Annotated in this window: 10 protein-coding genes and 1 pseudogene; 8 read left to right on the forward strand and 3 right to left on the reverse strand. The window is 74.8% G+C overall.

Annotated features, from left to right (window positions below):
* Window positions 1-276: pseudogene (locus AB8Z36_RS20245) on the forward strand (hypothetical protein); the annotation flags it as partial.
* 24 nt (window positions 277-300) lie between these two features.
* On the opposite strand, the gene AB8Z36_RS20250 reads toward AB8Z36_RS20245, so the two are convergent.
* Window positions 301-1161 carry a spermidine synthase gene (locus AB8Z36_RS20250; RefSeq protein ID WP_369214755.1) on the reverse strand — a complete coding sequence of 287 codons (861 nt, stop codon included), beginning with the start codon at window positions 1159-1161 and terminating at the stop codon, window positions 301-303.
* Window positions 1162-1217: 56 nt separating this feature from the next.
* Complete coding sequence (locus tag AB8Z36_RS20255; protein ID WP_440581960.1) at window positions 1218-1712, reverse strand: hypothetical protein; 495 nt, start codon at window positions 1710-1712, stop codon at window positions 1218-1220.
* A gap of 306 nt (window positions 1713-2018) precedes the next feature.
* Between AB8Z36_RS20255 and AB8Z36_RS20260 the strand changes: the two genes are divergently transcribed.
* On the forward strand, window positions 2019-3539 hold the full coding sequence (locus AB8Z36_RS20260; RefSeq protein ID WP_440581959.1) for a tetratricopeptide repeat protein: 1521 nt from the start codon (window positions 2019-2021) through the stop codon (window positions 3537-3539).
* Between the two features lie 33 nt (window positions 3540-3572).
* Here AB8Z36_RS20260 and AB8Z36_RS20265 read toward each other — a convergent pair whose 3' ends face one another.
* Window positions 3573-4166, reverse strand: coding sequence for a histidine phosphatase family protein (locus AB8Z36_RS20265; RefSeq protein ID WP_369214757.1), 594 nt, complete (start codon window positions 4164-4166; stop codon window positions 3573-3575).
* A gap of 273 nt (window positions 4167-4439) precedes the next feature.
* On the opposite strand from AB8Z36_RS20265, the gene AB8Z36_RS20270 reads away from it, so the two are divergent.
* From AB8Z36_RS20270 to AB8Z36_RS20295, 6 genes are all read left to right on the forward strand, one after another.
* The gene (locus tag AB8Z36_RS20270; protein ID WP_369214758.1) at window positions 4440-5396 is read left to right on the forward strand and encodes a phosphatase PAP2 family protein; all 957 of its coding nucleotides are present in this window, start codon (window positions 4440-4442) and stop codon (window positions 5394-5396) included.
* The gene (locus AB8Z36_RS20275; protein ID WP_369214759.1) at window positions 5347-6501 is read left to right on the forward strand and encodes a hypothetical protein; all 1155 of its coding nucleotides are present in this window, start codon (window positions 5347-5349) and stop codon (window positions 6499-6501) included. The genes AB8Z36_RS20270 and AB8Z36_RS20275 overlap by 50 nt, the downstream gene beginning before the upstream one ends.
* Window positions 6492-8078, forward strand: a complete 1587-nt coding sequence (locus tag AB8Z36_RS20280) for a hypothetical protein (RefSeq protein ID WP_369214760.1) — start codon at window positions 6492-6494, stop codon at window positions 8076-8078. Before AB8Z36_RS20275 ends, AB8Z36_RS20280 begins: the two co-directional genes overlap by 10 nt.
* A 109-nt stretch (window positions 8079-8187) precedes the next feature.
* The gene (locus tag AB8Z36_RS20285; protein ID WP_369214761.1) at window positions 8188-9549 is read left to right on the forward strand and encodes an AAA domain-containing protein; all 1362 of its coding nucleotides are present in this window, start codon (window positions 8188-8190) and stop codon (window positions 9547-9549) included.
* Between the two features lie 182 nt (window positions 9550-9731).
* On the forward strand, window positions 9732-10085 hold the full coding sequence (locus tag AB8Z36_RS20290) for a hypothetical protein (protein WP_369214762.1): 354 nt from the start codon (window positions 9732-9734) through the stop codon (window positions 10083-10085).
* Between the two features lie 172 nt (window positions 10086-10257).
* Window positions 10258-10611 (forward strand): bifunctional DNA primase/polymerase (locus tag AB8Z36_RS20295; protein WP_369214763.1); only part of this gene is annotated, 354 nt, incomplete at its 3' end.

The raw sequence follows: 10611 nt of genomic DNA on the forward strand, positions 1-10611 counted from the left end.
GTGCCGGTGCCGCCGTCCGCTCCCGCGCCGACCGGCGAGGACGACGGCGGCACCGGCACCGTGAAGAGCTACCGCACGGACGGCGGCCGGGTCGTCTTCGACCTCGGCGAGAAGTCGGCGACGCTGGTCTCCGCGACCCCGGCGGCGGGCTGGTCGGTGCAGACCTGGAAGCAGGACAAGTGGATCCGCGTGGAGTTCACCGGGGGCGCGGCCAAGGTCTCGGTCTTCTGCACCTGGCACGACACGGCACCCCGGGTCGAGATCAACACGTACTGACCGGGCGGCTCCCGCGGGCCCCTGTCACCGGAAGACCGATGGCGGCGGCGCCGGTGAGGACACGGCGTTCGCGTCCGTCACGGCCACCGCTCCCCCGCTGAAGTCCCGCAGCCCGCGCCCGTGTTCGACCCGGGCGGGGTGCGGGTCGCTCGCGCTGCGCCGGGTCAGTTCGGCGACGGGCAGGGCGCGGTCACCGGCGAGCAGCACGGCGTTGCCGAACCGCTTGCCGCGCAGCACGGCGGGGTCGGCGACGAGCGCCAGTTCGGGGAAGAGCGCGGCGGCGGTGGCGAGCTGGCCGCGCAGATGGGTGAGCGGCGGCCCGTCGGCGAGGTTGGCCGCGTAGTACCCGCCGGTGCGCAGCACTCTGCGTACGTCGGTGAGGAACTCCGTGCTGGTGAGGTGCGCGGGGGTGCGGGCGCCGCTGAAGACGTCGGCGATGACGAGGTCGGCCCAGCCGTCGGCGATCTTCGCGAGGCCCGCGCGGGCGTCGGTGCCGCGCACCCGTATCCGGGCCCCCGGATCGAGCGGCAGCTCGCGCCGGACGAGCTGTATCAGCGCGGTGTCGCGCTCGACGATCTGCTGGGTGGAGCGGGGGCGGGTCGCCGCTATGTAGCGGGCGAGGGTGAAGGCGCCGCCGCCGAGGTGCAGGGCCTGTATCGGCTTGCCCGGGGGCGCGACGAGATCGGCCAGGTGACCGATCCTGCGCTGGTACTCGAAGTCGAGGTACGCGGGGTCGTCGAGGTCCACGTGGGACTGCGGGGCGCCGTCCACGAGCAGGGTCCACGCGCGGGGCCTGTCCCGGTCCGGCATGAGTTCGGCGAGCCCGCCGTCCACCTTCTCGACGACGGCCGCCGGCTCCTGCCGGGATCGCCTGTTCCTTGCCATCAGGCCATTATCGGCGCCCGGGGACGCGCGGGCCCGGCGAGGTGGCCCCGGCCCGCTCAGCGGCAGTTGTCGGCGGCCTCGATGGTGCGGGCGGCCTGGCCGAGCGCGGCGCGCAGGACGGTGGGGTCGGTGACGGGGTCGGTCTCGTCGCCCGGCGGCAGGAGCCAGCCGGTGCCCGCGACCGGCGGCGCGGGGACGGCGGGCCCGGGGTCGGGCTCCGCGGACGCGCTGATGCCGCGCCCGAAGGTCTGGGTGCAGGCGCTGCCGGGCAGGTCCCAGCCGTCGGCGGTGCCGGGCGGCACCAGGAAGCCGAGGGTGTCGCAGCCGCCGTCGTGCAGCACGGGGCCGATGGTGTCGGCCGCCCCGCGGCGCAGGATGTCCACCGCTTCGAGCCCCTGCCGCGCGGGCACCGTGACCAGGTCGCAGCACTCCTCGTCACACACGGCCCGGCCCGGCGGAGGGGAGCTGCCGTCCTGGGTGGGCCGGTGCCCGGCCGTCGTCATCGACGCCGCCGCCGCGCCGCTTCCCGTACGGGAGTCGCTGTTCTCCATGCCGATCTCCAACAAGGGGACCCTCCTCGCGAGTACGGGAGCTGTGGCGGTCTCCCTCTCCGCATGGTTCAACGCCGGCCGGCGTCAACAGGCACTGCGGCACGCCGCCGCAAAGGATGGCAGTTCATGGCAGATCGTGGGTGAGATGACCGGTTTGTAGGCGAACTCCGCGTGTCGGCACCATCACAGCGGGTACGTTCGTGCTCCGCCGGAACAGGGGACGCCCCGCGAGATCCCGTGCGCGGGTGCTCCGCTGCGCGCGAGCAGGTGCGCACTCCGGCACGATCCGCACGAGAGGGTCCGGCCATGGCGATCTCACCGATGGCATCGTCAACTCAGTCCCCACGACCGAACCTCGTCTTCCGGCGGCTGCGCGGCCAGCGCTCGCCCGGCGAGTTCGCCGCGGCGGTCCGAAGGGCCGCCCGGGAGATCGGCGAGCGCGTGAGCTGCGACGCGCGCTACATCGGGCGGGTGGAGGCGGGCGAGATCCGCTGCCCCAACTACGCCTATGAACGCGTGTTCCTGCACATGTTCCCCGGCCGGGGCCTGGAGGACCTGGGCTTCGCGCCCCGGTCCCTGGTGCGCGGCAGAGCCGCCCGCCCCGAAGCGGAGGCACCCGGCCCACCCGATCCGTCCGGACCACCGGGGCCACCGGGACCGGCCGAGCCGACCGCCGCACCCCCATCGAAAGCCACGGACCACCCGCACACCACGATCCACTCGTACGAGTCCCATCCGTCCGGGTCCGACCCCAGCGCCTGCGGCCCGTACGCGATCCAGACTCCAGAGGAGAGCGACGTGCGACGTCGCGCATTCATGACCGGCTCGACGGCCGCCGTGGCCGCCGCGTCCCTGGGACCCGCGGGGCTCACCCTCGGCGGCCCCGCCGAGGCCGTGGTCCGGCGCGGCCGCAGGGCGGGCGACGCCGAGGCGGGCGCGGTCGAAGAGGCCGTACGCAGGATCAGGCTGCTCGACGACCGGCACGGCGCCGACGGCCTCTACCGCCGCGCCGCCGCACCCCTGCGCACCGCCTACGCCCTGCTCGACGCGGGCACCACCCGGCAGTCCACCGCCGACCGGCTGCACGCGGGCGCGGGCGAACTCGCCATCTCGGTGGGCTGGCTCGCGCACGACTCGGGCCGCTTCGACGACGCCCGCTCCCACTACGCCGAGGCCCTCGCCACCGCCCGGGTCGCCGACGACCACGCCCTGGAGGCCCACGCCTTCTGCAACACCGCCTTCCTCGCCCGGGACACCGGGCGGCCCCGCGAGGCGGTCCGGGCGGCCCAGGCGGCCACCCGCGCCGCCCGGCACCTCGGCTCGCCCCGGCTGCTCTCGCTCCTCGCGCTGCGCGAGGCCGGGGGGTGGGCCGGGCTCGGCGACCGCGCGGGCTGCGAGCACTCCCTCACCCGCGCGCACGCCCTCTTCGACCGCGGCGGCTCGCCCCGGGACCCGGAGTGGATGACCTTCTACGGCGAGGCCGAGCTGAACGGCCTGGAGGCGCAGTGCTGGTCGGCACTCGGCGACTGGTCGCGGGCCGCCACGTACGCGCGGCGCGCCGCGGTCACGGCCGCGTCCGAGACACCGCAGTTCACCAGGAACATCGCGCTGTACACCGCCGAGCTCGCCGACGACCTGGCGCGCGCCGGGCGCCCCGACGAGGCGGCGACGGCCGGGCTGCGGGTGCTCTCGTTCCTCGACGAGGTGCAGTCCTCGCGGGTGCAGTCGATGCTCGCCACGACGGCCCGCGTGCTGCTGCCGCACCGCAGGGCGTCCGGGGTCGGCGGCTTCCTCGAACGGCACGCGTCGCTGCCCCGGGCCGTCTGAGACCCGCTCCCGCGAGGTGGCCGCCCGGGGTGGCTACGCGAGGTGGCCCGTCTCGTTCCAGGACTCGATGGCGGGCTCGCCGTAGGCCCAGCCGAGGACCGAGAGGGACGTCGGGTTGAGACGGATGCGGGACGCGAACGCGATGTCCTCGCCCAGCCAGCGCGCGCCGATGACCCGCAGGATGTGCCCGTGCGCGAAGACCAGCACGTCGCGGTCGGCGCTCCTGGCCCACTCGACCACCTCGTCCGCGCGCGCGGAGACCTGCGCCAGCGTCTCGCCCCTCGGGACGCCGTCGCGCCAGATGAACCAGCCGGGCCGTACGGCCTGGATGTCGGCCGGGGTCATGCCGTCGTAGGCGCCGTAGTCGAACTCCATGAGCGCGTCCCAGGTGCGGGCGCGGTCCCCGAAACCGGCGATCTCGCAGGTCTCGCGGGCCCGGGAGAGCGGGCTCGTGCGCACCTCGACGTCCGGCAGGCCGTCGTAGGGCGCGGCGTGCAGCCGGTCGCCCAGGAGCTTCGCGCCGCGCCGGCCCTCGTCCAGGAGCGGGATGTCCGTCCTGCCGGTGTGCTTCCCGGACAGCGACCACTCGGTCTGTCCGTGCCGGGCCAGCAGGATGCGCGGTGCCATGGGGCTCTCTCCAAGTCGACGCGGCCTCGGGCCGGGGCTCCGAGGGACTTCTGCAACTTTTTACGGACAGGTGGGCGCCCGTTCTCTCCATCATCACCCACCCGTGACGGCGCCTTCGCCCGGGTCGGCAACCCGCCGGGCGATCTTCGCGTCTGACACGACCGGGGGACGCCAGCGGCCTCTGGTACGTACGCCGTATGGTGATGCGGCGGCCAACGCCGGTGACCAGAGCGGCGTGCGCCGAGTGAACAGAGATGATGGGGGAACGACCGGATGCTGCCGAAGACCCAGGCGCCATACGGCGGCGACTTGTCCGGGCAGCGGCTGCGCTGGTGGACCGAGCTGCCGCTGATCGTGCTGGTGTACGCCCTGTACTCGGCCGGGCGGCTGATCGTCCGGGGCGATGTCGCCTCCGCCGTCGACCACGGCATCGGCATCCTGCGGGCCGAGCAGTTCCTGCGGCTGAACGCGGAGAGCCCGCTGAACCGTCTCTTCACCGCCCACGCCTGGATCGGCGTTCCCGCCGACTTCTGGTACGCCTCGCTGCACTACCTGGTCACGCCCGCCGTCCTCATCTGGCTCTTCCGCAGCCGCGCGGTCCACTACCGTGCCGCACGCGCGTGGCTGATGATCTCCACGATGATCGGCCTGGTCGGCTTCACGCTCCTGCCGACCTGCCCGCCCCGGCTGCTGAGCCCGGACCACGGCTTCGTCGACACCATGGCGCAGTACAGCGCCTGGGGCTGGTGGGGCGGCGAGGCGAGCGCGCCGCGCGGTCTCGGCGGCATGACCAACCAGTACGCGGCGATGCCCAGCCTGCATGTGGGCTGGGCGCTGTGGTGCGGCGTGATGCTGTGGCGGCACGGGCGCTCACCGCTGACCCGGGTCGCCGCCATCGCCTACCCGCTGATCACCACGCTCGTCGTGATGGGCACCGCCAACCACTACTTCCTCGACGCGGTCGCGGGCGCCGCCGTGATGGGCGTCGGCCTGCTCCTCGTGAAGCCCGTGCGGCGGCTCACCGACCCGGTGACGGCCCGCCTCCGGGCCCGCTTCCTCCCGCCCGTGGCGGTCCCGTCCGTCCCAGAGTCCTCAATTGTCGGTGCCGGGTGCCAGACTTCGGTGGGTGAGCGACTTCCCCGACAGCGCAAGCACAGTGCCGACCTCGGCGCCGAGCCGAGTGCCAGCCCCGCAGCGGCGGGGGACGGCGCTCCGGCAGCGGCTCGCTGAGCTGCGCGGCCCCGACGTCCCCGCGCAGCCGCTGGACGCCCGCGCGCTCGCCGCGCTCGCGGCCAACCCCGGGTGCAGACGGCGTTCGCTGCTCGACGGCGCGGGCGTGGACAAGTCCGCGCTCGCCCGGTCGCTCGGCGCGCCCTCCGGCTTCGGCCAGTCCCAGTTCGCCTTCATGCGCGGCAATGCCTTCGAGGCCAAGGTCAAGGCGGACGGCGGCGCGGAGCTGCTCCGCCTGACCCACCGGCTCCTGGGCGGCGGGCCCGAGCCCGTGCCCGGTGAGAGCGCCGTCCCCGACCTCGCGGCGGCGGGCCCCGAGGGCCGCTCGGCCCGCACGGCGCTCGCCCTGCGGGAGGCCACGGCGTCCGGCGGCTGGACGCTCCTCGACCACCCCATGCTCGCCCTGGACGTGGCGGGTACGCCCGCCTTCCTCGAACCGGACGCGGTTGTCGTCCACCCCGACGGCGGCTGGACGGTCGTCGAGATCAAGTCCTTCCCGATGATCGACGGGTCGGCCGACGCGGCGAAGGTGGGCGCGGCGGCCCGCCAGGCCGCGGTGTACGCACTGGCGCTCGAACAGGTGGCGGCGCACCTCGACCCGGCGCCCGGGATCCGTCACCACGTGCTGCTCGTCTGCCCCAAGGACTTCTCGAACCTGCCGACGGCGTCCGCGATCGACGTCCGCAAGCAGCTCTCGGTGACCCGGCGCCAGCTCGCCCGCCTCACCCGCGTCGAGGACATCGCGGCCGGACTGCCCGAGGGCACCACGTTCGACGTGCGCCGCCCGGCCGCCGAGCTGACGGCGGCCGTCGAGGCGGTCCCCGCGACGTATGCCCCCGAGTGCCTGTCCGCCTGCGAGCTGGCCTTCCACTGCCGCACCCGGGCCCGCGCCGAGGGCGAGGTGACAGCGCTCGGCCGCTCGATCCGCGGTGAGCTCGGCGGCCTGACCTCCATCGACGACGTCCTCGCCGCCGCCAGGGGTGCCGCGGGCGACCCGGACGACCCGGCGGTGGCGGCCCTGCGCAGAGCGGCGGAGCTGCGGGCCGAGGCGCTGACGGGTGCGGGTGCGCACTCCCCGGCCGGAGAGGCGGCGGCATGTCACTGATCGACGGGCTCGCCCGGCTCGAAGCCGTGTCCACCGGCCGGGCGCGGCCCCGGGCCACCGTGTGCCACCGGCATCTGTCCCAGCGGCCGCTCGTCCTCGTGCCGCTCACCACGGCGGGCGAGGCGGGTGCGCCGCTCGGTGCCCTGGTGGGGACGGAGCGGACCTCGCCGAGGCTCCTCGTGGTGCCCCAGCCGCGCGACCGCGATCTGCGCTTCGTCTTCCTCGCGCAGCTCGCCGAGACCGTCCTGCCGTACATCGACTCGTTCGCGGGGGACGTCGAGGCGGCCGAGCGCGGCGAGACGGACCCGGAGACGGGCAAGCGCGTCAAGGTCGAGGTGGAGCTCTGCGCGGACGCCCCGCAGGTCATCGTGCCCGGCCGGGCGGGCATCGACTTCGTGCGGCTGCTTGGCCGTTCCATGCGCTTCCGCCGCACCGCCGAGCAGGACCCGGACGCGCCCTACCCCGCGCCGCCCCGCGTCCCGCTCCTCGGCCGCTGGCTGACGCACTTCGGGGAGCGGGCCCGCGTTCCCGGCTCGTCCCTGCTCCTGGCCATGACCGACCTGCTCTCCCGGCACTGGGCCACCGGCCAGTCCAGCCTGGAGGACCAGCATCTGGGCGCCCTGCTCGCCTGGATCGAGGCGCCGGAGGGCACCTCGGGCGCCGAGGCCGCCTTCCGCGCCGAGCTGGCGCGGGACGAGAGCGGCCAGCTCCTGTGCCCGCCCGCGGGCCCGGCCACGGACCCGGCGTTCGACAACGACCTCCTGGCCCCGGCCATCGAGCGCTACGACCGCGCCCGCGCCGCCCTGGCCGCCGCCGAGGACGGCGTCGAGGCGGACGCCGGGCTCGCCGGGCTGACGGCGGCCGAGCGGGAGATCCACGCCCTGATCGAGAGCAGGACCCGCCCCACCTGGGACGCGGTGTGGCGCGGCCTGGACGCCCTGTGCACGCTCCCGGCGGCCGCGCACGACGCCGACCGGTGGACGCGTGACCGCTGGTCGTTCACGGGCCACCGGGACCGGATCGTGGCGGGCGAGCCGCCGCAGCCCCGCGTCGACGACGCGGTCACGGCGGCGAACAAGCTGGCGACGCGCGAGCGCGAGCAGTCCCGCCTCGAAGCGCAGGAGGCCCTCGACGACCCCCTGGTGATGGCGGGCCGCCGACTCGCGGGCGAGGCCTTCGCGGGCGAGGTGACGGAGGTCGTCATGGCGTACAGCGAGGCCAAGAGCCCGCGCCCGCGCCCCCTGGTCACCGTGCGCACCGACGACCGCCCGCACCTCGGCGAGCGCGTGAAGGTGTACCGCTCGCTGGCGGGCAAGTCGCAGACCGCCGAGTTCGTGGCGTACGAGGGCGAGGGCACCGTCGTGCTGCGCCTGACCGACAAGATGGGGCGCGGCAAGGAGCCCGAGGCGGGGTCGGTCCCCGGGAAGGGCGACCGGGTCTGCTGGACGCTCTTCGAGCACGAGCAGCGCGGCGGCCCCAAGCTGCCGGACCCCGAGGAGACCCCGTGGACCCACGGAGGACCGCCGTCGGACACCGCGGAGCGCCCCGATCCGGTGACGGCGGAGGACACGCTGTGACGGCGCCGCGGGAAGCCCCCCTCGTACCCGGCGCACCCAGCACCCCCGGAGAGACCCCTGTGACGCAGACGCACGCGACGCACGCGACACACGCGGAGGACACCCTGTGATGCAGCTCGCCCCGCCCGCGGGCGGCGCCTTCGACCCCGGCGCCGAGGCGGCGCGCGCCACGGAGGCGATCCTCCACGACACGCTGCACGGCACCCACCGCGGCGTCGTGGTCGACTCGCCGCCCGGCGCGGGCAAATCGACCCTGGTGGTCCGCGCGGCGCTGGAACTGGCCGCGGCGGGCCACCCCCTGATGGTGATCGCGCAGACGAACGCGCAGGTGGACGACCTGGTCCTGCGGCTCGCCGAGAAGGACCCCGAGCTGCCGGTCGGCCGTCTGCACAGCAGCGACCCCGACCCGTACGACAAGGCGCTCGACGACCTGGCGAACGTCCGCAAGTCGACGAAGGCGGGCGACCTCGCGGGCCTGGACGTGGTCATCTCCACGGCCGCGAAGTGGGCGCACGTGAAGGCCGACCAGCTCGACGCGCCGTGGGGGCACGCGATCGTCGACGAGGCGTACCAGATGCGCTCGGACGCGCTGCTCGCCGTGGCGGGGCTCTTCGAGCGGGCGCTGTTCGTGGGCGACCCGGGGCAGCTCGACCCCTTCTCGATCGTGGGCGCCGAGCAGTGGGCCGGTCTGGCGTACGACCCGTCCGCCTCCGCCGTGACGACGCTCCTCGCGCACAATCCCGAGCTGCCGCAGCACCGTCTACCGGTCTCCTGGCGGCTGCCCGCGTCGGCGGCGCCCCTGGTCTCGGGCGCCTTCTATCCGTACACGCCCTTCCGCAGCGGCACGGACCACGGCGACCGCACGCTGGCCTTCGCGGTGGCGTCGGACGGGTCGGCCGCGGACCGGGTGATCGACGAGGCGGCGGAGGCGGGCTGGGGCCTGCTGGAGCTGCCCGCGCGGAACACTCCGCGCACGGACCCCGAGGCGGTCGGGGCGCTGGCCCAGGTGGTGCGGCGGCTCCTCGACAGGGGCGGCGCCGCCACGTCGGAGCGCGGACCCGACCCCGCCCCGCTCACGGCGGACCGCATCGCCGTCGGCACGGCCCACCGCGACCAGGCGGCCGCGGTCCGTGCCGCCCTCGCCGACCTGGGCGTCAGAGACGTCACGGTGGACACGGCCAACCGCCTCCAGGGCCGGGAGTACGACGTGACGGTCGTCCTGCACCCGCTCTCCGGCCGCCCGGACGCCACCGCGTTCCACCTGGAGACGGGCCGCCTCTGCGTCCTGGCCTCACGCCACCGCCACGCCTGCATCGTCATCTGCCGTGCAGGCGTGGACACCCTTCTGGACGACCACCCGTCAACGGAACCGGTCCAACTGGGCGTCACAGTGAAATTCCCGGACGGCTGGGAAGCCAACCACGCCGTCCTCGCCCGACTCGCCGAACACCGGGTGGCCTGGCAGCCATGAACACGCCTCCTCCAGCGCCCACCCGCCAGCCACTCCGCACACCCCCGCTCGCCGGAGGCGGGAACACCGGGTGCCATGGGGGCCTAAAGCTTCGCCCTGAGGGCGTACTTGTGGGGCAAGGGACAATGGGAGACGGCCTGAACGCCGCACGGACGGCGCGCACCGTACGAGGAGGATCCACCATGGCGGAGCCCGAGCGGCCCCGGACCGAACAGCGCATGCGACCCGCGCCCCTGCTCTTCGAGCCCGCGGAGGCGGTGGCCGACACCGAGCACTTCTTCGACCTGGAGTCGATCGAGGACCCCAGGCAGCTGCTCGACCGCGCGACGGAGCTGACGCACGCGTTCCGCGCCGCGACGGACCGGTCCGTGGAGTTCCAGGCCATCGCGGCGGCCCAGCTCGCCGACCCGCGCCGCTTCGACCGGCTGACGCCCGCGCTGATCGCGGAGCGCGCGCAGTGGACGGAGGACTACGCCAAGAAGATGGTGGAGTTCGGCCGCGACCTGCTGCGCGGTGACGCCGAGAAGCAGGCCTAGCCCCGATCAGAATTCAGGGGGGCGGGGCGCCCGGCGCGGCGCGGGCGGCCGCCTGAGGCGAACATATGTCCGGCATATGCCACGGGGCAAGGTACCGCACCGCAGGCGCCACTGTCCCCGATTCCCGCAACCCTGCGAGAGGGAACACTTACCAACGGTAGATATATCTGCCATGAGCGCCAGCACCAGCACCCCCACACAGGACACCGCCTGCGACGTCACGGCGGAGGGAGCCGCTTGGCTCGCCTCCGCGGAGACGTATCCCCGCAGCGCGCTGGCCCACTGGCGGGCCAGGCCGGCCGCCCCCGCCGTACTGCCGTGCGGCTCCGCCTTCGACGTGGTGAGCGTCCCCGCGGTCTTCGGCAGGCGCATGCTGGACCACTTATGGGAGGAGGGCCCCGGCTCGGGCCCGGTCGCCGTGCACCGGGGCCGCGTGCTGCTCTTCGCCGCCGCCGGCACCGCCCAGCGCCTGCCCTCGCTGCTCCGCTGGGAGGAGTGGGGCCCGTCCGTCCCCTCCGTGCTCTGC

Source organism: Streptomyces flavofungini, assembly GCF_041028215.1.
GTDB lineage: Bacteria > Actinomycetota > Actinomycetes > Streptomycetales > Streptomycetaceae > Streptomyces > Streptomyces flavofungini_B.

Coding starts and splice junctions, on each gene's coding strand:
- AB8Z36_RS20250 (WP_369214755.1), bottom strand. CDS start 1,161: ATGGCAAGGAACAGGCGATCCCGGCAGGAGCCGGCGGCCGTCGTCGAG.
- AB8Z36_RS20260 (WP_440581959.1), top strand. CDS start 2,019: ATGGCGATCTCACCGATGGCATCGTCAACTCAGTCCCCACGACCGAAC.
- AB8Z36_RS20265 (WP_369214757.1), bottom strand. CDS start 4,166: ATGGCACCGCGCATCCTGCTGGCCCGGCACGGACAGACCGAGTGGTCG.
- AB8Z36_RS20285 (WP_369214761.1), top strand. CDS start 8,188: ATGCAGCTCGCCCCGCCCGCGGGCGGCGCCTTCGACCCCGGCGCCGAG.
- AB8Z36_RS20255 (WP_440581960.1), bottom strand. CDS start 1,712: ATGGAGAACAGCGACTCCCGTACGGGAAGCGGCGCGGCGGCGGCGTCG.
- AB8Z36_RS20270 (WP_369214758.1), top strand. CDS start 4,440: ATGCTGCCGAAGACCCAGGCGCCATACGGCGGCGACTTGTCCGGGCAG.
- AB8Z36_RS20280 (WP_369214760.1), top strand. CDS start 6,492: ATGTCACTGATCGACGGGCTCGCCCGGCTCGAAGCCGTGTCCACCGGC.
- AB8Z36_RS20290 (WP_369214762.1), top strand. CDS start 9,732: ATGGCGGAGCCCGAGCGGCCCCGGACCGAACAGCGCATGCGACCCGCG.